We start from the raw sequence: 22,812 nt of genomic DNA, 5'->3' as shown, positions 1-22,812 counted from the left end.
GTGATCGAGCAGGGATTCCGCCACACGCGCCACGGCAGTTCGCCAGTCTCGGACGCGCAATCGATCCCGGCATACTCTGAAAGGAGTGACATGACCCTGCTCGAGGAGGCACGCGTGGCAGCCGACACCGGCGCGTCCGAGGCGGCCAAGGAAGCCGACGTGGTTGCGGCGTTCGACACCTTCGATCCGCCCGAGGGGTTCCGGGCGGAGCTCATCGGAGGGAAGATCGTCTTGTCACCGACATCGGTGGGTTTGCACGGCGGGCTTTTGCGGCGACTGACCCGGCTGTTCCTTGAGGAGCGGCTGCCTTCGGGCACGGAGGCGACAACGTACCCGCTGACGGTGTGGCTGCCTGAGACACCCGATGGCAAGGAGGGGTACATCCCCGATCTGGCCGTGATCGACGAAGACGTCATGTGGGACGCGGACCATTGGAAGTTCACTGCGGACGTGATTCACCTCGTCGTGGAGGTGGTGTCCAGCAGCAGCAAGCAGGAAGACCGGATCCACAAGCCTTGCGGCTATGCGAGTGGACCGGTGCCGCTCTATCTGCTAATCGACCCGGTCGCGGGTGAGACCACGCTGTTCAGCGACCCGAAGGACGGCGAGTACCGCACCCGGCACACCGCACCGTTCGGCGGCAAGATCCCCTTCCCCGAACCGTTCGACGCCGTCCTCGACACGTCGATCTTCATCCGTTAGTCGGCCAGCGCCGCCGGCCACACCACCCCCGTGGCCTCCTCCGAGGCGAGCCACAGTTCGCGGCAGGCGGCGTCGTTCGTTGTCCAGGGCATGCGCGGGGCGGCGCCCGGGCGGCCGAAGGCCATGAAGCGGGGGCCCACGAAGGCGTCGGGGCGCAGGTCGGGGGCGGTGGCCGCGTACAGGAGGGGGAGGGCGCCGGTGTCGGCGGAGGAGGCGAAGCGGTTGCCGATCTCCATCAGCTTTTCGCCGCGCTCGTTTCCGGCCATGCGCGGGCCGGTGGCCTGGAGGTTCGTCGAGGCGTAGCCGGGGTGGGCGCTGACGGCGAGGAGGTCGACGCCGGTGGCGGCGGCGCGGCGGGCCAGCTCGTGGGTGAACATCAGGTTCGCCGACTTGGACTTCCCGTACGCGCTCCACTTGCTGTAGCGACCCGTGAGCCGCAGAGAGCCCGGGCCCGGCTTGCCGATCGTGTGCAGCCCGCTGGAGACGTTGACCACGCGCGCCCCCGGCCGGTTCAGCAGGAGCGGGGCGAGCAGCCCCGTCAGCGCGAAGTGGCCCAGGTGGTTGGTGCCGATCTGCATCTCGAAGCCGTCGGCGGTCTCGCGTCGTGGCAGGGCCATCACGCCCGCGTTGTTGACGAGCAGGTCAAGGCCGTCGTGGGCGTCGGCGTACGCGGCGGCGAACGCGCGTACGGAGGCCAGGTCCGCGAGGTCGAGCGGCAGCGTGCCGACGTGCGGTTTGGCGTCCGGAACGGCGTCGGTGAGGCGTTCGAGGGCATCGGCGGCGCGGCCCGCGTCGCGGCAGGCGAGCACGACGGTGGCGCCCTTGCGGGCGAGTTCGCGGGCGACGACGAAGCCGAGCCCGCTGTTGGCGCCGGTGACGACGGCGGTGGTGCCGTCAAGGGGCGGGATGTCCTCGGTGTTCTTCCAGGTGCCCATCGCCGCCGCCTTCCGCGCCCTCGGTCCCGCCGTGTCGGTTCCGCCGACCCGAGCCTACGACGCCGGGTGTTACCGACGGTAGCACCGGGCGTGCCGGACCCGCGTGTGCGGGACGCCGACCCCGACAGGCGAAGATGGTCCCGTGACGCGAGCCTCGCTGGACAAGCAGCCGCGCGACGTCGCCGAGATGTTCGACGACGTCGCCGAGAAGTACGACACGACCAACACCGTCCTCTCCATGGGACAGGACCGGTTCTGGCGCAAGGCGGTCGCCAAGGCCGTCGACGCCCGCCCCGGCGAACTGGTCCTCGACCTGGCGGCCGGCACCGGCACCAGTTCGCTGCCGTTCCGCGACGCCGGCGCCACCGTCGTGCCGTGCGACTTCTCGCTCGGCATGCTGCGCGAGGGCCGCCGCCGCCACCCCGACCTGCCGTTCGTCGCGGGCGACGGCATGAGCCTGCCGTTCGCCGACGGGGTCTTCGACGCGGTCACCATCTCCTTCGGCCTGCGCAACATCAACGACCCCAAGGCGGGCCTCGCCGAGCTGCTGCGTGTCACGCGCCCCGGCGGCCGGCTGCTTGTGTGCGAGTTCAGCCACCCCACCTGGAAGCCGTTCCGTACGGTGTACATGGAGTACCTGATGCGGGCGCTGCCGCCGGTGGCCACCGCGGTCAGCAGCAACCCCGACGCGTACGTCTACCTCGCCGAGTCCATCCGCGAGTGGCCCGACCAGGCCGGCCTCGCGTCGCTCGTGCGGGACGCCGGCTGGGAGCGGGTCGCCTGGCGCGACCTCAGCGGCGGCATCGTCGCGATGCACCGCGCGTTCAAGCCGCTCGCCCAGGACGCCGATACGGGGATGGACGCCGAAACCGGGTCGGACGCAGACACAGGGGCGGACGCCGACACGGACGCCTGAGCCCGAGGAGGGCCGCCATGCGCTTACCGACCGCGCGGCGCCGCGGCGCCCTCCTCCTTTTCCGCCTCGCCGCCCTCTTGGTCGCGGTCGTCGTCCCCGCCTCCGGCTGCTCCGACGGGTCGCCTCCCGGCCCGGGGCGGCCGACGGGCGCCGCGCCGACGCCGTCCGCGAAGACCGCCCCGCCGGGCCGCGCCGAGCCGCCCGGCACCGGGGCCCTCGACGTCACCGCCGAGAACGCCCGGCCGGGCACCGACGCGTGGAAGACCGGCCTGAAGACCGGGCCCGCGCACGCCATCGAGGGCTACGCCGACAAGGTCGCCGTCGAACCCGGCGAGCCGTTCCGGCTGTTCGTGTCCACGACCGCGCCCGGCTTCACCGTGACCGCGTACCGGATGGGCTGGTACGGCGGGGCGCGCGGCCGCGAGGTGTGGCACTCCGACCACCAGCAGGGCGTGAAGCAGCACCCGCCCGTCGTCGACCCCGGCGTCAACACCGTGCACGCCGACTGGCAGCCCTCGCTCACCGTCACGCCGGCGGCCGGCGACTGGCCGGAGGGCTCATACCTGCTGCTGCTCGCCTCCGACGAGGGCTACAGCACCTATGTGCCGGTCACCGTGCGCTCGGGCCGCGCGCAGGGGCGGACCGTGCTGGTCAACGCGGTGACGACGTGGCAGGCGTACAACCTGTGGGGCGGCTACGACCTCTACAACGGGCCCAAGGACTACGCGGACCGGGCGCGTGCCGTGAGCTTCGACCGGCCGTACGACAGCAGCGGCGCCTCCGGGTTCCTCAACTTCGAGCAGCCGCTGGTGGCGGTCGCCGAACGCATGGGGCTGCCGCTCGCGTACGCGACCGACGTCGACCTGGACGCCGCGCCGGAACGCTTCAAGGGCGCCACCGCCGTGCTCACGCTCGGCCACGACGAGTACTGGTCGACGGCAATGCGCACGAACGCCTCCGCGCTCCGCGACGGCGGCACCAACCTGGCCTTCCTCGGCGCCAACGCGGTCAACCGGCACATCCGCTTCGGCGAGACCGCGCTCGGGCCGCACCGGCTGGTGGTCTGCTACAAGTCGGCGGCCGAGGACCCGATGCGCGCCGACGACCCGTCCGAGACCACGCAGGACTGGCGGCTGCCGCCCCACCCGCGGCCCGAGAACGACCTGACCGGGACGCTCTACCAGTGCTTCCCGGGCAACGCGTCGTTCGTCGTGTGGGACCCGGACGCGTGGGTGTTCGCCGGGACCGGCGTGCGGCGCGGCAGCGCGTTCACCGGCCTCGTCGGCGTCGAGTACGACCGCGTGGTGCGGGACCCGGCGCCGCCGCAGCCACTCCAGGTGCTCAGCCACTCGCCGGTGACCTGCGGGGGCAAGGCGGACTTCGCGAACGCGTCGTACTACACGGTGCCCTCGGGGGCCGGGGTGTTCTCCACCGGGACCATGCGGTGGGTGTGCGCGCTGGGCAGCGGCTGCGGCAGCTTCCTGGACGACGCGGCCCGGGCGTTCGCGACCCAGGTGACGGAGAACGTGCTCCGGGTCTTCGCGGCGGGACCGGCGGGGGCCGCGCACCCGGCGCGGGCGAACGCGGGGGAGCTGCCCGGTTGAGCAGGCCGGGGAGGCCCGGGCCGCCCGGGCCGCCCTGCGGCGCCGACCGAAAACGCCGCGACCCGCCACCGGACCGGTCGGTACCGTGGCCGTCATGTCTCCTCTCACGCCGGTCCTGAAGTCCGTCAACGTCGGCAAGGCCACCCCCACCGAGCACTCCGACGTCGCCACCACGGGCATCGACAAGCGTCCGGTCGACGGCCCCGTCCTGCTGTCCGTCCCGGCGGAGGGCAGCGGCGTCGCCGGAGACGAGATCTGCGACCTGCGGCACCACGGCGGCGCCGACCAGGCCGTGTACGCCTTCGCCTGGGAGGACCTGCTGACCTGGGCGGACCGCATCGAACGCGACCTCCGCCCCGGCCTCTTCGGCGAGAACCTCACCACCGTCGGCGTCGACGTGACCGGCGCCGTCATCGGCGAGCGCTGGAAGGTCGGCGGCGCGCTGCTCGAGGTGTCGGTGCCGCGCATCCCGTGCCGCACCTTCGCCGGGTTCCTCGGCGAACGGGGCTGGATCAAGCGGTTCACGCAGGAGGCGGTGCCCGGCGCGTACCTGCGCGTCATCGAACCCGGCGAGGTCCGGGCGGGGGACACCGTCGAGGTCGTGCACCGGCCCGAGCACGGCGTCGACATCGGCACCGTGTTCCGGGCGCTCACGACCGAGCCCGAACTGCTGGTGCGGCTGGTGGACGTCCAGGAACTCCCCGACGAGGCGCGCGCGAAGGCCCGCAAGCGCACCGGCATCGAGGTCGACGCCGACATCGTCCTCGAGGAGCGCGCCGCGCGCCCGACCGACGCGGGCTGACCCAGGCCGCCACGGGCACGGGCAGGCGGAGCCGCCGGGCGCCGACCGGCCCGTGCCGGAAGGTGCCGCCCGCCGCCCTAGACTGAAGCCGGCAGCGCCTCATGCATCCTTGCATCCGCCCGGCACACCCCAGGAGCCCGAGTTGACCGAGACCGTGTCCGCTGCGTCGGCAGGCACCGCCGACTCCGCCCACGAAGCCGACGTCATCGTGGTCGGCGCCGGGCCCGCCGGATCGACCACCGCGTACCACCTGGCCAAGACCGGCCGCAGCGTGCTGCTCCTGGAGAAGACCGCGTTCCCGCGCGAGAAGGTGTGCGGCGACGGCCTGACCCCGCGCGCCGTCAAGCAGCTCGTGTCGATGGGGATCGACATCTCGCCCGAGGCCGGCTGGCTGCCCAACCGCGGCCTGCGCATCCTCGGCGGCGGCATGAAGCTCGAACTGGACTGGCCGGACCTCGCCTCGTTCCCCAACTACGGACTCGTCCGCAAGCGCACCGACTTCGACGAGATCCTGGCCCGGCAGGCGGCGTCCGCCGGCGCCAAGGTGCACGAGCTGACCAACGTCACCGGGCCCGTGCTCGACGACCGCACCGGCCGGATCGTCGGCGTGCGCGCCAAGGTCGGGGCGGCCAAGGAGGAGCGGGTCTTCCGGGCGCCCGTCGTCGTCGCCGCCGACGGCAACTCCACGCGGCTCTCCCTCGCCATGGGCCTGCACCGGCGCGAGGACCGGCCGATGGGCGTCGCCGTCCGCACGTACTTCAAGTCCCCGCGCCACGAGGACGACTACCTCGAGTCCTGGCTCGAACTGTGGGACAAGCGCGACGGCAAGATGGACCTCCTGCCCGGCTACGGCTGGATCTTCGGCATGGGCGACGGCACGTCCAACGTCGGCCTCGGCCTGCTGAACACGTCCGACGCGTTCAAGGACATCGACTACCGCGACCTGCTCAAGGCGTGGGTCGCCGGCATGCCGGAGGAGTGGGGCTACACCGAGGAGAACCAGGAAGGCCCCATCCGCGGCGCCGCCCTCCCGATGGGCTTCAACCGGCAGCCGCACTACACCAAGGGCCTCCTCCTGGTCGGCGACGCCGGCGGCATGGTCAACCCGTTCAACGGCGAAGGCATCGCCTACGCCATGGAATCCGGCGAGATCGCCGCCCAGGTCATCGCCCAGGCCCTCGCCCGCAAGACCCCGGAAGGCCGCGAGCGCGCCCTCCACGACTACCCGCGCATCCTCAAGCAGACCTACGGCGGCTACTACACCCTCGGCCGCCTCTTCGTGAAACTCATCGGCGAGCCCAAGGTCATGAACTTCGCCACCAAGCACGGCCTCCCGCACCCGCTCATGATGAAGTTCGTCCTGAAGATGCTCGCCAACCTCACCGACCCCCGCGGCGGGGACGCCATGGACCGCATCATCAACGGCATGGCCCGCATCGCCCCGGCCGCCTAGCCCCCAACGGGGTATCAGGCATCCACAGCGCGCAAAAGCACTGAGCCAACAGCTGTTGCGGGCGACGGACTTCACGGCGGGTCGCGCGGCTCGGCGGGCTGCAGGGTGGTCCGGACCGTTCACAAGAGTGAAGGCAACGATCCGTGTTGCTTAACAGACGGCCAGGAGCAAGTCGTGTCAAATGCAGTTGAATCGGGCGGGATGCCGTTCCCCTCGAGTCGATCATTGAGCCTGAGCTACCGAGCGTTGCCGGATTGGTGATTGATCGGCCATTTGCGGGCCGAGATCGTTGAGGGGTATCCGACGCACTATCGGGAGACCCCTATGCCGACCCGTGGCGCGGCCGAGCCGGTCGCGAGAACATCTGATCGCCCCGTTGTCCGTGCCCGGTTCGGGCCGCGGGCGGAGAGCGCCGAGGAACTGGACGCGCGGTTCGAGCGGGACGCGCTCGCGCATCTGGACCGGTTGTACGCCGCCGCGCTGCGGATGACCGGCCGGCCCGACGCAGCCGAGGAGTTGGTGCAGGAGACGTACCAGCGGGCCTACCGCGTGTTCCATCGGATCGCGCCCGAGGCCGACCTCAGGACCTGCCTGCTGCGCATCCAGCACAACACGTGGCTGAATTCATGCGCTGCGGAGATGCGTATAGACGACGCGCAGACGAGGCGGCCGCACGCCGGAGCCGTGCCCGGCGCGGGGATCGAGGTGCTCGAGCGGCTCCCCGACGCGGTGATCACCGAGGCCCTGGCGGCGCTCCCGCCCGAGTTGCGGATCACGTTGTACCTCGCTGACGTCGAGGGTTGTTCGTACCAGGAGATCGTCGAGATCACCGGCGCCGTGCGCGGCGTCGTCATGACGCGGCTGTTCCAGGCGAGGCGGCGCATGCGCGGAGCGCTGACGGAGTACGCCTTGCGCAGCGGACTGCACCGCCCCCTGCGGGTCGTGGCCTAGAACGCACCGCGGCCCGGCCTGGCGAGCCGGGCGCGGTGGGTCCTGTGCGGCTCCTAGGCGGCCGGCTCCGCAGCGACCGCCTGCGCCCCGACCGCCGGAGCGGCGACCATCGGCGACCCGACCGCCGGGGCACCCGCCCCCTCGTCCTCGCGCCGGCTGTGGAAGTACGCGCGTACGCCCGGCTCGACGACCGTCATCCCCAGGGCGGACCAGCGCAGCACGCGGTTGCCGTCGTCGACCAGGTGCAGGGCGGGGAGCAGTTCGGCGAGGAGTAGTTGGCGTTCGCTGTAGCGGCGCATCTCGCGGGTGCCGTGTTCGAGCACCTCGATGTCGGCGGACGCCGAGGCGACGCCGCCGGTGCCGAGCCAGCGGGCCGCGGCCGCGACCCACGCGTCCTGTTCGGCGAGCAGCCCGGACGACCAGCTGCGGGCCAGCAGCTCGCGGTGCACCCGCAGCCAGGGCACGGACGGCGCCGCGTAGCGCTGGTGGACGGCGCGGCCGAGTATCGAGTCGCCGCCGCCCACGACCGCGCGGTCGAACAGGCCGGGCCCGTCGGTGAAGAGGGTGCGGCACGCGCCCCACACCAGCCCCATGGCGCCGTCGTCGCCGCGGAGCAGGGAGCTGACGCGGGTGCGGTGCAGCGTCCCGTCGGTGCCGCGGTAGCGGGCGACGCGGAAGGCCTGGACGAGCTTGGCCGCGTGGAACGCGCGCGTGACCGCGTCCGCCCAGTCGGGCCCGACGAGGATGTCGCTGTCGGACCAGACCACGTGCGTGTACTCGGACGGCAGCCGTTCGGCGGCCAGGTTGATCAGCCGTTCCTTGTGCCACAGGAACGGGCAGTCCTCGTCCCAGAACGCGGTCTTCAGGCCCAGCGGGGCCGGCCCGCCGGCGCCGGTGAGGTACACGTGCTCGGCCAGTCCCACGGACTGGTACGCCGTAAGACAGCGGGCCAGTTTCCGTTCGTGGGAAACGTAGCCCGCAGGGTTGAAGTAAGGGATGACGACCGCGAGTTTGACCATGCCGAACCGCCCCTCCGCCCGGATCCGCCAGGTGAATTTTGCGGTCCCGAAACGGCGTCGATCAAGGGCATAAAAGCCGCGTAGCGGCCGCGTGGCAGAAGCTTGACCGACGGCTTGGTCGGCGGCCGCCGGACGACGCCGCCGAGGGCCCCGGAACACCGCTGGACGGCGGAACCGGAACCTCCGCGATCACCACCAAATCCCTTGCAGAGCACCCGTTTTAGGCCAACCGGCCGATATATATCCGCTCCGCGTCGGGGGCCGCTCCCGTAGCCTCGCCCGCATGATCACCATCACGTTGGTTCAAGGCGATATCACCGCGCAGCACGCCGACGCGATCGTCAACGCCGCCAACTCCTCGCTGCTCGGCGGCGGGGGTGTCGACGGCGCGATCCACCGCAAGGGCGGGCCGGCGATCCTCGACGCGTGCCGGGACCTGAGGGCGTCGCGGTACGGCCGCGGCCTGCCCGTCGGCCAGGCGGTCGCCACGACGGCCGGGAACCTGGACGCCACGTGGGTCATCCACACGGTCGGCCCGGTGTGGTCGAGGACCGAGGACCGCTCCGCCGAACTCGCTTCCTGCTATCGCGAGTCACTCCGCGTGGCCGACGAGCTGGGTGCGCGCAGCGTGGTGTTCCCCGCGATCTCGACGGGCATCTTCGGGTGGCCGATGGACGACGGGGCGCGGATCGCGTTGCGGACGGTGCGTGACGCCGGCTCGGCGTCGCGGGTCGCCGAGGCCCGCTTCGTCCTGTTCGGCGCGGACGCCTACGGGGTCTTCGAGGAGGCGCTCGCCGAGCTCGGTCATTGACCCGCTGACCTGCATCGCGCCCCATGCCGCCGACCCCGCGCGCGGCATGGGGCGCTTTAACATGTGCGCTTGTGATCACCAAATTTGGTGGTCCGAAAATCAGGTGATATAGGCCCGGACCAAGATCGACATCAGGTCGGCCTTACCTATCGCACTACGTGTTCGCCCACTCGCACTAGGTCGAAGATCGCCGCTGCGCAATCGTTTCTGATCGATCATCAGGTGGTGAAGATCACACCATGATCGAACTGGGCCCGTGTCGCAGATCACATCGGAAGAGGCGTAGGATCGGCGCCGTTCCGGGTGCTTGTGAACCTGGTCACATGCTCACAAGCGGGTGGGCTGACCGGGCCCGATGGACGGAAGGGAGCAGTGCGGCATGAACCTGTACGCGCCGATCCTTGCGCTCGGTGGGATCGCCGCCGCGTTCGGAGTGGTCTCCCTCGTCGCCGGCGCACTGACCGGGCCCAAGCGCTACAACCGGGCCAAGTTGGAGGCGTACGAGTGCGGGATCGAGCCGACCCCGCAACCGGCCGGCGGCGGGCGCTTCCCCGTGAAGTACTACCTGACGGCGATGCTCTTCATCATCTTCGACATCGAGATCGTCTTCCTCTATCCGTGGGCGGTCTACTTCGACTCCCTCGGCATCTTCGGCCTCGTCGAGATGGCCTTGTTCATCGCCACGGTGTTCGTCGCCTACGCCTACCTGTGGCGGCGCGGCGGACTCGAGTGGGACTGACGTGGGACCGGCACGCACACCGCAGGCAGCACCACCGACGCAGGTGATCCAGGTGTTCCAGGTGATCCAGGAGAGGCCATCCGATGGGGATTGAGGAGAAGCTGCCCAGCGGCTTCCTGCTCAGCACGGTCGAGGATCTCGCCGGCTACTTCCGCAAGAGCTCGTTCTGGCCCGCGACCTTCGGGCTCGCGTGCTGCGCGATCGAGATGATGGCGACCGGCGCGGGGCGGTACGACCTCGCCCGGTTCGGCATGGAGGTCTTCCGGGCCTCGCCGCGGCAGGCCGACCTGATGATCGTCGCGGGCCGGGTCAGCCAGAAGATGGCACCCGTTCTGCGGCAGATCTACGACCAGATGGCGGCGCCGAAATGGGTGCTGTCCATGGGCGTGTGCGCCTCGTCCGGCGGCATGTTCAACAACTACGCGATCGTCCAGGGCGTCGACCACATCGTCCCCGTGGACATCTACCTGCCCGGCTGCCCCCCGCGTCCCGAGATGCTCATGGACGCGATCCTCAAGCTCCACGAGCAGGTCCAGCAGATGCCGCTCGGCGTCAACCGGGTGCAGGCCGCGAAGGCGGCCGAGGAGGCCGCCCTCAAGGCGACGCCGACGATCGAGATGCCCCGGTTCATCGAGAAGGGCGCGCTTCGGTGAGTGACGCACAGAACGGATCCGGGGTTCCCGTCCCGCGTGGTGACGGCGGCGGCGAGGTCCTCGAGGTCCGGCACGGCATGTTCGGCGCGAAGGGGTCCGGCGACACGTCGGGCTACGGGCGGCTGGTGCGCACACTGGCCCTCCCCGCCCCGGCGATCCGGCCGTACGGCGGGCCGCACAGCGTCCCCGGTGAAGAGGCTCGCCAGGAAGGCGAGTTCGACCTCGTCGCCGACGAACTCGAAGGCGCCCTGGCCGAGTCGGGCCTCGCGTTCGACGCCGCTGTCGCGCGCGTCGTCGTCGACCGCGGCGAGCTGACCTTCCACGTGCACCGCGACAACCTCGTCAAGGTCGCCCTGACGCTGCGCGACGACCCCGCGCTGCGCTTCGAACTGTGCTCCGGCGTCAGCGGCGTGCACTACCCGACCGACGAGGGCCGCGAGCTGCACGCGGTGTACCACCTGCGCTCGATCACCCACAACCGCGCGGTGCGCCTCGAGGTCGCGGCGCCCGACGGCGACCCGCACGTGCCGTCGCTCGTGAAGGTGTACCCGACGCTCGACTGGCACGAGCGCGAGACGTACGACTTCTTCGGCATCGTCTTCGACGGCCACCCGGCCCTCACGCGCATCCTCATGCCGGACGACTGGCCCGGCCACCCGCAGCGGAAGGACTACCCGCTCGGCGGTGTGCCCGTCGAGTACAAGGGCGCCCAGATCCCGCCGCCCGACCAGCGGAGGTCGTACACCTGATGGCCGAGAACACGCAGACGCGTCCGGACGCGCAGGAAGCGCCGGACACCGCGCAGGCGCAGTCCCGTGACACCACCGAGGGCCGCGTCTACACCGTCACCGGTGCCGACTGGGACGAGGTCGTCCAGGCCGCGGCGGACGCCGACGAGCGCATCGTCGTCAACATGGGCCCGCAGCACCCGTCCACGCACGGCGTGCTGCGCCTGATCCTGGAGATCGACGGCGAGACGGTCACCGAGGCCCGGTGCGGCATCGGCTACCTGCACACCGGCATCGAGAAGAACCTCGAGTACCGGACCTGGACGCAGGGCGTCACGTTCGTGACGCGCATGGACTACCTCACGCCGCTGTTCAACGAGGCCGCCTACTGTCTCGGCGTCGAGAAGCTCCTGGGCATCACCGACCAGGTGCCGGACCGCGCGAACGTCATCCGCGTCATGCTCATGGAGCTCAACCGCATCTCGTCGCACATGGTGTGCCTGGCCACCGGCGGCATGGAGATCGGCGCGCTCACCGTCATGACCTTCGGGTTCCGCGACCGCGAGCTCATCCTCGACGTGTTCGAGATGATCACCGGCCTGCGCATGAACCACGCGTACATCCGGCCCGGCGGGCTCGCGCAGGACCTGCCGCCCGGCGCCGTGGACAAGATCCGCGAGCTGGTCGACGTGCTCCCGGGCCGCATCCGCGAGTACGAGCTGCTGCTCAACGACAACCACATCTTCAAGGGCCGCACCGAGGGCATCGGCTACCTGGACCTGACCGGCTGCATGGCGCTCGGCGTCACCGGGCCGTGCCTGCGCTCCGCCGGCCTGCCGCACGACCTGCGCAAGACGCAGCCCTACTTCGGCTACCAGAACTACGAGTTCGACGTCCCGACCGAGGACACCTGCGACGCGTACGGCCGCTACCTGGTGCGCATCGAAGAGATGAAGCAGTCGCTGCGGATCGTCGAGCAGTGCCTCGAACGCCTCAAGCCGGGCCCGGTCATGGTCGAGGACAAGAAGGTCGCCTGGCCCGCACAGCTCGCCCTCGGCCCCGACGGCCTGGGCAACTCGCTCGACCACATCCGCAACATCATGGGCACCTCGATGGAGTCCCTCATCCACCACTTCAAGCTGGTGACCGAGGGCTTCCGCGTCCCCGCCGGCCAGGTGTACGCCGCCATCGAGTCGCCGAAGGGCGAGCTGGGCGTGCACATGGTCAGCGACGGCGGCACCCGCCCGTACCGCGTCCACTACCGCGACCCGTCCTTCACCAATCTGCAGGCCATGGCCGCCATGTGCGAGGGCAGCCAGGTCGCGGACGTGATCGTCGCCGTCGCGAGCATCGACCCCGTCATGGGAGGTGTCGACCGGTGAGCGAGCGAACCAATAGGAGGGGCGCAATGTGCGAAGCATCCGCCGAGCGAAGCGAGGTGGAGGCGTGAGCACGGATCTGGGCATGCCGAGGCTGCCCGCGCCGGGCTACCCCGCCGACGTACGCGCCCGGCTGGAAGCCGATGCGCGCGAGGTCATCGGCCGCTACCCGCAGTCCCGTTCGGCACTGCTGCCGCTGCTGCACCTGGTGCAGGCCGAGGAGGGCTACGTCAGCCCGAACGGCATCGAGTTCTGCGCCGAGATGCTCGGCCTGACCACCGCCGACGTCACCGGGGTCGCGACCTTCTACACGATGTACCGGCGCGAGAACGGCGGCGACTTCCACGTCGGCGTGTGCACCAACACGCTGTGCGCGGTCATGGGCGGCGACGAGATCTTCGCGACCCTCAAGGAGCACCTCGGGGTCGGCAACAAGGGCACCACGCCCGACGGTTCGGTCACCCTCGAGCACATCGAGTGCAACGCGGCCTGCGACTACGCGCCCGTCGTGATGGTCAACTGGGAGTTCTTCGACAACGTCACCCCGGCGTCCGCGAAGGACCTGGTCGACGAACTGCGCGCCGGGAAGCAGGTGTCGCCCACCCGCGGCGCCCCGCTGTGCACCTTCCGCGAGACCGCCCGCATCCTCGCCGGCTTCCCCGACCCGCGTCGCGACGCGGTGGACGCGGGAGGCGCGGGCGGCGCCGCCAGCCTCGTCGGACTCCGCATCGCCAACGGCCAGGACCCCGACGCGCCCGCCGCCTCCGACGCACCGAAGAAGGGGGCGTGACCGCCGTGACCGATCCGTCGATCCTCACCCCCGTGCTGTCCGCGTCGTGGGGCGACAAGATGCCGTGGCGGCTGGCGACCTACCGCCAGCACGAGGGCTACGCCGGCCTGCGCAAGGCGCTCGCCAAGCACCCCGACGAGGTCATCCAGACCGTCAAGGACTCGGGCCTGCGCGGCCGCGGCGGCGCCGGCTTCCCGACCGGCATGAAGTGGGGCTTCATCCCGCAGGGCGACGGCAACCCGCACTACCTCGTCGTCAACGCCGACGAGTCGGAGCCGGGGACCTGCAAGGACATCCCGCTCATGTACGCCAACCCGCACGTGCTCATCGAAGGCGTGGTGATCGCGGCGTACGCGATCCGCTCGAACCACGCCTTCATCTATGTGCGCGGCGAGGTCGTCTCCGTGCTGCGCCGCCTCCAGGAGGCGGCCAAGGAGGCGTACGAGGCGGGCTACCTCGGCAAGGACATCCTCGGCAGCGGCTTCGACCTGGAGCTGACCGTGCACGCCGGCGCCGGCGCGTACATCTGCGGCGAGGAGACCGCGCTGCTCGACTCGCTCGAGGGCCGCCGCGGCCAGCCGCGCCTGCGTCCTCCGTTCCCCGCCGTCGCCGGCCTGTACGCGTCGCCGACCTGCGTGAACAACGTCGAGTCGATCGCCTCGGTGCCCGCGATCATGAACAAGGGCGTCGAGTGGTTCCGCTCGATGGGCTCGGAGAAGTCGCCGGGCTTCACGCTCTACTCGCTGTCCGGGCACGTCAAGCGGCCCGGCCAGTACGAGGCGCCGCTCGGCGTCACGCTGCGCGAGCTGCTCGACCTGGCCGGCGGCGTCCGCGAGGGCCACCGCCTGAAGTTCTGGACGCCGGGCGGCTCGTCGACGCCGATGTTCACCGACGAGCACCTCGACGTCCCGCTCGACTACGAAGGCGTCGGCGCCGCCGGGTCCATGCTCGGCACCAAGGCGCTGCAGATCTTCGACGACACCGTGTGCGTCGTGCGCGCCGTGCTGCGCTGGACCGAGTTCTACGCGCACGAGTCGTGCGGCAAGTGCACGCCGTGCCGCGAAGGCACGTACTGGCTGGTGCAGATCCTCGAGCGCCTCGAAGCGGGCGAGGGCACCGAGGAGGACCTGGAGACCCTCCTCGACGTCGCCGACAACATCAACGGCAAGTCGTTCTGCGCGCTCGGCGACGGCGCGGCCAGCCCGATCTTCTCCTCGCTCAAGTACTTCCGCGACGAGTACGTCGCGCACCTCGCCCACCGCGGCTGTCCCTTCGACCCGGCGGCCTCCACCGTCTGGGCCTCGAACCTGACAGGAGCGCAAGCCTGATGACCGTCACCACCAATGCTCCGGCGGGCGGGGCCCCGGCCCCCAAGCCGCAGGACGACCTCGTCACCATCACGGTCGACGGGATCGAGGTCAGCGTGCCCAAGGGCACGCTGGTCATCCGGGCCGCCGAGCTCCTCGGCATCACGATCCCGCGGTTCTGCGACCACCCCCTGCTCGACCCGGTCGGCGCGTGCCGCCAGTGCCTCGTCGACGTCGAGGGGCAGCGCAAGCCGCTCGCGTCCTGCACGACCACCGTCACCGACGGCATGGTGGTGCGCACCCAGCTCAGCTCGCCCGCGGCCCGCAAGGCGCAGGACGGCGTGATGGAGCTGCTGCTCATCAACCACCCGCTCGACTGCCCGGTGTGCGACAAGGGCGGCGAGTGCCCGCTGCAGAACCAGGCGATGACGTCGACGCGTTCGACGTCGCGGTTCGGCGAGGTCAAGCGCACCTACCCCAAGCCGCTGCCGATCTCCTCCGAGGTGCTCCTCGACCGCGAGCGGTGTGTGCTGTGCGCGCGCTGCACCCGGTTCTCCGAGCAGATCGCGGGCGACCCGTTCATCGCGCTCATCGAACGCGGCGCGCTGCAGCAGGTCGGCATCTACGAGAAGCAGCCGTTCGAGTCCTACTTCTCGGGCAACACCATCCAGATCTGCCCGGTCGGCGCGCTCACCTCGGCCGCCTACCGGTTCCGGTCCCGCCCGTTCGACCTGGTGTCCTCGCCGACCGCGTGCGAGCACTGCGCGTCCGGGTGCTCGCTGCGCGCCGACCACCGGCGCGGCCGGGTCATGCGGCGGCTCGCCGGCGACGACCCCGAGGTCAACGAGGAATGGAACTGCGACAAGGGCCGGTTCGCGTTCCGCTACCCGACGCTCGGCGACCGCATCACCGCGCCGCTGGTCCGCGACGAGGAGAGCGGCGAGCTGCGCCCCGCGTCGTGGCCGGAGGCGTTCGCGGCCGCGGCCGAGGGGCTGAACGCGGCGCGCGGCCGGGCCGGCGTGCTGGTCGGCGGCCGCGCGACCGTCGAGGACGCGTACGCGTACGCCAAGTTCGCGCGCGTCGCGCTGGGCACGAACGACATCGACTTCCGCGCCCGCGACCACAGCACCGAGGAGGCCGAGTTCCTGGCCTCCGCGGTCGCCGGGACCGGCATGGGCGTCACGTACGCCGACCTGGAGCGCGCCCCCGCGGTCCTGCTGGCCGGGTTCGAACCCGAAGAAGAGTCGCCGATCGTCTTCCTGCGGCTGCGCAAGGCGGCCCGCAAGGGCGGCCTCAAGGTCTACACCGTCGCGCCGTTCGCCAGCTCCGGCCTGACCCGCATGAACGGCGCGCTGCTGCGCGGCGAACCGGGCAGCGAAGTGCGCTGGCTGACCGCACTGGCCACCGGCGCCGGGCTCGACGAGGTCGGGCAGACCGCCTCCGACCTGCTGCGCACGAACGGCGCGGTGATCATGGTCGGCGAGCGGCTCGCCGCGATCCCCGGCGCGCTCACCGCGGCGCTCGCGCTCGCCGACGCCACCGGCGCCCGGCTCGCCTGGGTGCCGCGCCGGGCCGGGGAACGCGGCGCGCTGGAGGCCGGCGCGCTGTGCAACCTGCTGCCCGGCGGCCGCCCGGTCAGCGACCCCGAGGCGCGCGCCGAAGTGGCCGCCGCCTGGCGGGTCGCCGACCTGCCCAGCGGCTACGGCCTGGACACCGCCTCGATCCTGACCGCCGCCCGCGACGGCCGGATCGGCGCGCTGGTGGTCGGCGGCGTCGAGCCCGGCGACCTGCCGGACCCGGCCGGGGCGCTCGCCGCGCTGGAGGCCGCGCCGTTCGTGGTCAGCCTGGAGCTGCGGCACAGCGAGGTCACCGAGCGCGCCGACGTGGTCTTCCCGGTGGCCGCCGCCGCCGAGAAGCCCGGCACGTTCGTCGACTGGGAGGGCCGTGAGCGGCCGTTCGCGTCCGTCCTCAAGCACGACCAGGTGCTCCAGGACGCCGGAACGGTCATGCCCGACCTGCGCGTCCTGCACGCGCTCGCCGACGAGATGGACATCTCGCTCGCACTGCCCGACGTCGCCTCGGCGCGCCGCGAACTGCGCGCGCTCGGCGGCTGGGCGGGCGAGCGCGCCGCCGGCCCCGAGGCGCGCGAGCGCCGGGTGTCGACCCCCGGCAGCGGCGAGGCGCTGCTCGCCACCTGGCGGCTGCTCCTCGACGAAGGCCGCGGCCAGGACGGCGAGTCCGCACTCGCCGGAACCCGCCGCGCGCCCGTCGTGCGGCTCAGCGCCGCCACCGCCGCCGAGATCGGCGCGGTCGACGGCGGCGAGGTCACCGTGTCCACCGGGCGCGGCGGCGAGGTCACGCTGCCGCTCGCCGTCACCGACATGGTCGACCGCGTGGTGTGGCTGCCGACGAACTCACCCGGCTCGGAGCTGCACCGCATGCTCGGCGCGGCCGCCGGAGAGGTGGTCCGGATCACGGCCGCGGTGCTCCCGCAGCAGCGCGCGACCGACGGGCCCGCGACCGGCGCCGCCCTCGGCCCGAACGGGCACGGCGGCGACGGTCCCCCCAACGGCACCGGTCTCAACGGCTCGCAGGCGCGGCGTACCGGTGAAGGTGAGGAGTCCTGATGAGCCAGAGGCTCGCCGAACTGGCGGCCACCACCGACCTCGCGGCCGACCCCGTCGGCTTCGCGTCGGACCCGTGGTGGCTGATCCTGTTCAAGGCGGTGCTGGTCTTCGCGTTCTGCGTCGTCATGACGCTCTTCGCCATCTGGTGGGAGCGCAAGGTCGTCGCGTGGATGCAGATGCGCATCGGCCCCAAGCACGTCGGCCCGCAGGGCCTGCTGCAGTCCCTCGCGGACGGCGTCAAGCTGGCGTTCAAGGAAGACATCATCGTCAAGGCCGCCGACAAGCCGGTCTACATCCTGGCGCCGGTCGTCTCGATGGTCCCCGCGTTCATGGCGTTCGCCGTGATCCCGATGGGCGGCCAGGTGTCGATGTTCGGACACCAGACGCACCTGCAGCTGACCGACCTGCCGGTGGGCGTGCTGTACATCCTGGCGACCGCGTCGGTAGGCATCTACGGCATTGTGCTCGCCGGGTGGTCGTCGGGCTCGACGTACCCGCTGCTCGGCTCGCTGCGCAGCACCGCCCAGATGATCTCGTACGAGGTCGCGATGGGCCTCAGCTTCGCGGGCGTGTTCCTCTACTCCGGCTCGATGTCGACGTCGACGATCGTCGGACAGCAGGGCGACACCTGGTTCGCGGTGCTGCTGCCGGTGTCGTTCATCATCTACATCGTCGCGATGGTCGGCGAGACCAACCGTGCGCCGTTCGACCTCCCCGAGGCCGAGGGCGAGCTGGTCGGCGGCTTCCACACCGAGTACTCGTCGCTGAAGTTCGCGCTGTTCTTCCTCGCCGAGTACGTGAACATGGTCGTCGTGTCGTCGCTCGCGACGACGCTGTTCCTCGGCGGCTACCGCGCGCCGTGGCCGATCACCGCGGTGTGGGACGGCGCGAACAGCGGCTGGTGGACGCTGCTCTGGTACTTCCTCAAGGTGCAGCTGTTCCTCTTCCTCTTCATCTGGCTGCGCGGCACGCTTCCCCGCCTGCGGTACGACCAGTTCATGCGCCTCGGCTGGAAGGTGCTGATCCCCACCTCGCTCGTCTGGCTGATGCTCATCGCCACGGTGCGCGCGATGAAGAACGAGGGCTACGACTACCGCGGCATCGTGCTCGGCATCGCCGGAGCGATCATCGCGATCCTCGTGCTGTCCGTCGTCTGGGACATGTTCCGCGGGACGGACGACGAGGAGGAGAAGGCCAAGGCGGCCCAACCGCCGCCCGGGGCGCCGGGCGCGGCCGAGCCGTTCGACCCGATGGCCGGCGGGTTCCCCGTACCGCCGCTGCCCGGACAGGAGCTGCCGCCCGTGCCGCGTCGCGCGGTCCGGCGCGCCGAGCCGGTGGGCGCCATGGTCGGGAACGGGAACGGGACCGGCTCGGCGGACGACGAGTCCGCCACCGACGCCACGGACAAGGAGGTGTGACCGTGGGCGGTTTCCTGGGACCCGTCGCGGGCTTCGGCGTCACCTTCGCGACGATGTTCAAGAAGGCGAACACCGAGTTCTACCCGTTCGAGAAGAAGCCGACGGCGCCGCGCTACCACGGCCGGCACCAGCTCAACCGGCATCCCGACGGGCTCGAGAAGTGTGTGGGCTGCGAGCTGTGCGCGTGGGCGTGCCCGGCGGACGCGATCTACGTCGAGGGCGCGGACAACACCGACGAGGAGCGCTTCTCGCCGGGTGAGCGGTACGGCCGCACGTACCAGATCAACTACCTGCGCTGCATCTTCTGCGGCCTGTGCATCGAGGCGTGCCCGACCCGGGCGCTCACGATGACCAACTTCTACGAGCTCGCGGACAAGACGCGCGAGAGCCTGATCTTCACCAAGGAGCAGCTCCTCGCGCCGCTGCACGAGGGCATGGTCGCCCCGCCGCACGCGATGTACCCGGGTATGGAGGAGCGCGACTACTACCTCGGGAAGGTCACCGAGGCCGCACCGGGCACCGTCACGCAGGGCGCGGAGCCGTCGGCCCCCGAGCCCGACGGTGAGAGCGCGGCTCCCGACGAGCACGAAGCGGGTGTGCGATGAGCATGAGCGCTGACGGGGTGGCGGGGGGCGTGGTCCTCGCGGAACAGCTCACCCGCACCTCGACCGGCGAGGCGGTGCAGTTCTGGATCCTCGCCGCGGTCGCGCTGCTGGGCGCGCTGGGCACGGTCTTCATGAAGAAGGCCGTGCACAGCGCGCTGTGCCTGGCCTCGACGATGGTGTGCCTGGCGCTGTTCTACATGGCGCAGGGCGCGGTGTTCCTCGGCATCGTCCAGATCGTCGTCTACACGGGCGCGGTCATGATGCTGTTCCTGTTCGTGCTGATGCTGGTCGGCGTCTCGTCGGTGGACTCGCTCAAGGAGACGCTGCGCGGGCAGCGGGTCGCCGCGGTGGCGGTCGGGCTCGGCTTCGGCATCCTGCTGGTCGCGGGCATCGCGAACGCGTCGCTCGGCTCGTTCGCCGGGTACAGCGGCGGCACGTCGCCGTCGGGCGCGCCCGCGCCGAGCGGCACCGAGGGCGAGCTGATCGCCCAGAACCGGAACGTCGAGGGCCTCGCGCACATCATCTTCACCCGCTATATCTGGGCGTTCGAGATCACCAGCGCCCTGCTGATCACCGCGGCGCTCGGCGCGATGGTGCTCGCGCACCGCGAGCGGCTCACGCCCCGCAAGACGCAGCGCGAGCTGTCCGAGGCGCGCGTGCGCGAGAACATCAACCTCGCGCCGCTGCCCGCGCCCGGTGTGTACGCGCGGCACAACGCGGTCGACATCCCCGCGCTGCTGCCCGACGGCTCCATCTCCGAGCTGTCGGTCAACCAGACGCTGCGGGCCCGCGGCCAGGTGCGCGACGTCAGTCGCGAACCGGTCCACAGGGTCGCGGAGTTGGAGGAGAGCGGCGAGGTGTGGATGGAGCAGCGCGGCGACGTACCGACCGCGCGGCACGAGGGCGAGGAGGGCGGCGAGCCCACCGAGGGCGGTGCGCCCGACGGCGAGCCGGACGGCGCGGCCGACCAGGACCCTGACGAGGCCGGGACCCCGCACGGCGACTCGGTCGCGGCCGGAGCTGGATCGAAGGAGTCGCGCTCATGAACCCGGCGAACTACCTGTACCTGGCGGCGCTGCTGTTCACCGTCGGCGCGGCGGGCGTGCTGCTGCGGCGCAACGCGATCGTGGTGTTCATGTGCGTCGAGCTGATGCTCAACGCCACGAACCTCGCGTTCGTGACCTTCGCGCGGATGCACGGCAACTACGACGGCCAGGTCATCGCGTTCTTCACGATGGTCGTCGCGGCCGCCGAGGTCGTGGTGGGTCTGTCCATCATCATCGCCATCTTCCGCAGCCGCCGTACGGCCTCGGTCGACGACGCCAACCTGATGAAGTGGTAGGGGACTGGTGACGCAAACCTTGGTTTCCGCGGCGTCCGGTGCGCTGCTCGCCACGGGCGAGGGCGGGCCCGGACTGCACTCGGTCCCGGCGACCGGCGTGTTCGACGCGACGTGGCTGGTGATCGCGCTGCCGTTGCTGGGCGCGGCGGTGCTGCTGCTCGGCGGCAGGCGGACGAACAGGTTCGGGCACTGGCTCGGCACGCTGCTCGCGGTCGGCTCGTTCTTCGTGGGGCTCGCGCTGTTCTCGGCGATGCTCGACGCGTCCGACGCGGACCGGTCGGTCAACCAGCACCTGTGGGACTGGGTGTCGGTGGGCTCGTTCCAGGCCGAGGTCGGGCTGCACCTCGACCAGCTGTCCATGGTGTTCGTGCTGCTGATCACCGGTGTCGGCTCGCTGATCCACATCTACTCGATCGGGTACATGGAGCACGACGAGAACCGGCGCCGGTTCTTCGCGTACCTGAACCTGTTCCTCGCCTCGATGCTGCTGCTGGTCCTGGCGAACAACTACCTGCTGCTGTACGTCGGGTGGGAGGGCGTCGGCCTGGCGTCGTACCTGCTGATCGGGTTCTGGCAGCACAAGCCGTCGGCGGCGACCGCGGCGAAGAAGGCGTTCCTCATGAACCGCGTCGGCGACCTCGGTCTGGCCGTCGCGATCTTCCTGATGTTCACCACCTTCGGCACGTTCTCCTTCGACCAGGTGCTGAGCGGCAACGCGCAGGCGTCGGGCGGCACGTTCACCGGCATCGACCTGATGCTGCTGCTCGCGGCGTGCGGCAAGTCGGCGCAGTTCCCGCTGCAGGCGTGGCTCGGGGACGCGATGGAGGGCCCGACGCCGGTCTCCGCGCTCATCCACGCGGCGACGATGGTCACCGCGGGCGTGTACCTGATCACCCGGTCCGCGGAGCTGTTCAACGCCTCGCCGGACGCGCAGCTGGTGGTCACCATCGTGGGCGCCATCACGGTGCTGTTCGGTGCGATCGTCGGCTGTGCGAAGGACGACATCAAGAAGGCCCTCGCGGCGTCGACGATGTCGCAGATCGGCTACATGATCCTGGCGGCGGGGCTCGGCCCGATCGGCTACGCGTTCGCCATCATGCACCTGGTGACGCACGGTTTCTTCAAGGCCGGGCTGTTCCTCGGCGCGGGCTCGGTCATGCACGGCATGAACGACGAGGTCGACATGCGGCGCTACGGCGGTCTGCGCAAGTACATGCCGATCACCTTCGTCACGTTCGGCCTCGGGTATCTGGCGATCATCGGATTCCCGCTGCTGTCCGGGTACTTCTCCAAGGACAAGATCATCGAGGCGGCGTTCGCCAAGGGCGGGACGAGCGGCTACGTGCTCGGCTCGGTGACCCTGGTCGCGGCCGGCCTCACCGCGTACTACATGACGCGCGTGATGCTCATGACCTTCTTCGGCCGCGAGCGGTGGAAGGAGGCGCCGGTGGGCGCGCCCGCCGACTGGCACGAGCCGCACCCGCACGAGTCGCCGAAGTCGATGACGCTGCCGATGATCGTGCTGGCGTTCGGATCGGTGTTCGCGGGTGGATTGTTCGTCCTCCACGACTCGTTCGTGAACTGGCTGACCCCGGTCACCGGGTTCAGCGAGGGCGACTCGCCGTTCAGCGAGTACGCCGTGACCGGCATGGCGGTCGCGATGGTCGCGCTGGGCGCGCTGGTGGCGTACGTGCAGTACGCGCGCCGCGAGGTGCCGGCGGTCGCGCCGCAGGGCTCGTTCATCACCGTCGCGGCCCGCAAGGACCTGTACCAGGACGCCGTCAACGAGGGCCTGGTCATGCGGCCGGGCCAGTACCTGACGCGGATGCTGGTGTGGCTGGACCTGCGCGGCATCGACGGATTCGTCGGCGGGCTCGCGGCGTTCATCGGCGGCACGTCGTCGCGGGTGCGCAAGGTGCAGACCGGTTTCGCCCGCTCGTACGCACTGTCGATGTTCGGCGGCACGGCCCTCGTGGTCGCGGCGACCTTGATGGCGAGGATGGCGTGATGGCCCGTCCGTTCAGGCTTCCG

General features: G+C 71.0%; 21 protein-coding genes. 19 read left to right on the top strand and 2 right to left on the bottom strand.

Annotation, left to right across the window (positions count from 1 at the left end):
* Nucleotides 1–90: 90 nt before the first annotated feature.
* On the top strand, nucleotides 91–702 hold the full coding sequence (locus QI554_RS12715; protein WP_281469325.1) for a Uma2 family endonuclease: 612 nt from the start codon (nucleotides 91–93) through the stop codon (nucleotides 700–702).
* On the opposite strand, the gene QI554_RS12710 is transcribed toward QI554_RS12715, so the two are convergent.
* On the bottom strand, nucleotides 699–1,637 hold the full coding sequence (locus QI554_RS12710) for an oxidoreductase (RefSeq protein ID WP_281469323.1): 939 nt from the start codon (nucleotides 1,635–1,637) through the stop codon (nucleotides 699–701). The two genes, QI554_RS12715 and QI554_RS12710, sit on opposite strands and share 4 nt — an antisense overlap.
* A 142-nt stretch (nucleotides 1,638–1,779) precedes the next feature.
* Between QI554_RS12710 and QI554_RS12705 the strand changes: the two genes are divergently transcribed.
* The 5 genes from QI554_RS12705 (at nucleotide 1,780) to QI554_RS12685 (ending at nucleotide 7,363) form a co-directional block, all read left to right on the top strand.
* On the top strand, nucleotides 1,780–2,553 hold the full coding sequence (locus QI554_RS12705) for a demethylmenaquinone methyltransferase (protein ID WP_281469321.1): 774 nt from the start codon (nucleotides 1,780–1,782) through the stop codon (nucleotides 2,551–2,553).
* Between the two features lie 17 nt (nucleotides 2,554–2,570).
* Nucleotides 2,571–4,157, top strand: a complete 1,587-nt coding sequence (locus QI554_RS12700; protein ID WP_281469319.1) for a N,N-dimethylformamidase beta subunit family domain-containing protein — start codon at nucleotides 2,571–2,573, stop codon at nucleotides 4,155–4,157.
* A 94-nt stretch (nucleotides 4,158–4,251) separates the two neighbouring features.
* Nucleotides 4,252–4,959 (top strand): MOSC domain-containing protein, encoded by a 708-nt coding sequence (locus QI554_RS12695; protein WP_281469317.1) that lies wholly within the window; start codon nucleotides 4,252–4,254, stop codon nucleotides 4,957–4,959.
* A gap of 142 nt (nucleotides 4,960–5,101) precedes the next feature.
* Complete coding sequence (locus tag QI554_RS12690; protein ID WP_281469315.1) at nucleotides 5,102–6,412, top strand: geranylgeranyl reductase family protein; 1,311 nt, start codon at nucleotides 5,102–5,104, stop codon at nucleotides 6,410–6,412.
* A gap of 324 nt (nucleotides 6,413–6,736) precedes the next feature.
* Nucleotides 6,737–7,363 carry a sigma-70 family RNA polymerase sigma factor gene (locus QI554_RS12685; protein WP_281469313.1) on the top strand — a complete coding sequence of 209 codons (627 nt, stop codon included), beginning with the start codon at nucleotides 6,737–6,739 and terminating at the stop codon, nucleotides 7,361–7,363.
* A 53-nt stretch (nucleotides 7,364–7,416) separates the two neighbouring features.
* Here QI554_RS12685 and QI554_RS12680 read toward each other — a convergent pair whose 3' ends face one another.
* Entirely contained in the window at nucleotides 7,417–8,382 is a 966-nt protein-coding gene (locus QI554_RS12680) for a hypothetical protein (protein ID WP_281469311.1), read from the bottom strand.
* Between the two features lie 283 nt (nucleotides 8,383–8,665).
* On the opposite strand from QI554_RS12680, the gene QI554_RS12675 reads away from it, so the two are divergent.
* From QI554_RS12675 to nuoL, 13 genes are all read left to right on the top strand, one after another.
* Nucleotides 8,666–9,193: an O-acetyl-ADP-ribose deacetylase gene (locus QI554_RS12675; RefSeq protein ID WP_281469308.1), complete on the top strand. Its 528-nt coding sequence runs from the start codon at nucleotides 8,666–8,668 to the stop codon at nucleotides 9,191–9,193.
* A 379-nt stretch (nucleotides 9,194–9,572) separates the two neighbouring features.
* Nucleotides 9,573–9,932, top strand: coding sequence for an NADH-quinone oxidoreductase subunit A (locus tag QI554_RS12670; protein ID WP_281469306.1), 360 nt, complete (start codon nucleotides 9,573–9,575; stop codon nucleotides 9,930–9,932).
* An 83-nt stretch (nucleotides 9,933–10,015) separates the two neighbouring features.
* Entirely contained in the window at nucleotides 10,016–10,585 is a 570-nt protein-coding gene (locus tag QI554_RS12665) for a NuoB/complex I 20 kDa subunit family protein (RefSeq protein ID WP_281469304.1), read from the top strand.
* Complete coding sequence (locus QI554_RS12660) at nucleotides 10,582–11,334, top strand: NADH-quinone oxidoreductase subunit C (protein WP_281469302.1); 753 nt, start codon at nucleotides 10,582–10,584, stop codon at nucleotides 11,332–11,334. The genes QI554_RS12665 and QI554_RS12660 overlap by 4 nt, the downstream gene beginning before the upstream one ends.
* Nucleotides 11,334–12,695, top strand: a complete 1,362-nt coding sequence (nuoD, locus tag QI554_RS12655) for an NADH dehydrogenase (quinone) subunit D (RefSeq protein WP_281469300.1) — start codon at nucleotides 11,334–11,336, stop codon at nucleotides 12,693–12,695. The genes QI554_RS12660 and nuoD overlap by 1 nt, the downstream gene beginning before the upstream one ends.
* 82 nt (nucleotides 12,696–12,777) lie before the next feature.
* On the top strand, nucleotides 12,778–13,482 hold the full coding sequence (gene nuoE / locus QI554_RS12650; protein WP_281469396.1) for an NADH-quinone oxidoreductase subunit NuoE: 705 nt from the start codon (nucleotides 12,778–12,780) through the stop codon (nucleotides 13,480–13,482).
* Nucleotides 13,483–13,487: 5 nt separating this feature from the next.
* Nucleotides 13,488–14,810 (top strand): NADH-quinone oxidoreductase subunit NuoF, encoded by a 1,323-nt coding sequence (nuoF, locus tag QI554_RS12645; protein WP_281469394.1) that lies wholly within the window; start codon nucleotides 13,488–13,490, stop codon nucleotides 14,808–14,810.
* The gene (locus tag QI554_RS12640) at nucleotides 14,810–17,416 is read left to right on the top strand and encodes an NADH-quinone oxidoreductase subunit G (RefSeq protein WP_281469298.1); all 2,607 of its coding nucleotides are present in this window, start codon (nucleotides 14,810–14,812) and stop codon (nucleotides 17,414–17,416) included. The genes nuoF and QI554_RS12640 overlap by 1 nt, the downstream gene beginning before the upstream one ends.
* Nucleotides 17,416–18,834 (top strand): NADH-quinone oxidoreductase subunit NuoH, encoded by a 1,419-nt coding sequence (gene nuoH / locus QI554_RS12635; RefSeq protein WP_281469296.1) that lies wholly within the window; start codon nucleotides 17,416–17,418, stop codon nucleotides 18,832–18,834. Before QI554_RS12640 ends, nuoH begins: the two co-directional genes overlap by 1 nt.
* Before the next feature lie 53 nt (nucleotides 18,835–18,887).
* Nucleotides 18,888–19,439 (top strand): NADH-quinone oxidoreductase subunit NuoI, encoded by a 552-nt coding sequence (nuoI, locus tag QI554_RS12630; RefSeq protein WP_425527963.1) that lies wholly within the window; start codon nucleotides 18,888–18,890, stop codon nucleotides 19,437–19,439.
* Between the two features lie 2 nt (nucleotides 19,440–19,441).
* Nucleotides 19,442–20,485: an NADH-quinone oxidoreductase subunit J gene (locus tag QI554_RS12625; RefSeq protein ID WP_281469292.1), complete on the top strand. Its 1,044-nt coding sequence runs from the start codon at nucleotides 19,442–19,444 to the stop codon at nucleotides 20,483–20,485.
* The gene (gene nuoK, locus QI554_RS12620; protein ID WP_281469290.1) at nucleotides 20,482–20,781 is read left to right on the top strand and encodes an NADH-quinone oxidoreductase subunit NuoK; all 300 of its coding nucleotides are present in this window, start codon (nucleotides 20,482–20,484) and stop codon (nucleotides 20,779–20,781) included. The genes QI554_RS12625 and nuoK overlap by 4 nt, the downstream gene beginning before the upstream one ends.
* A gap of 97 nt (nucleotides 20,782–20,878) precedes the next feature.
* A complete protein-coding gene (gene nuoL / locus QI554_RS12615; RefSeq protein ID WP_281469392.1) occupies nucleotides 20,879–22,789 on the top strand; it encodes an NADH-quinone oxidoreductase subunit L in 1,911 nt (636 codons plus the stop codon).
* The last annotated feature ends 23 nt before the right edge of the window (nucleotides 22,790–22,812 follow it).

The organism is Yinghuangia seranimata, from assembly GCF_029953285.1.
In the GTDB taxonomy this organism is placed as follows: Bacteria; Actinomycetota; Actinomycetes; order Streptomycetales; family Streptomycetaceae; genus Yinghuangia; species Yinghuangia seranimata.
Note: the sequence above shows the minus strand (reverse complement) of the source record. Positions and strands in the feature narration are given on the sequence as shown.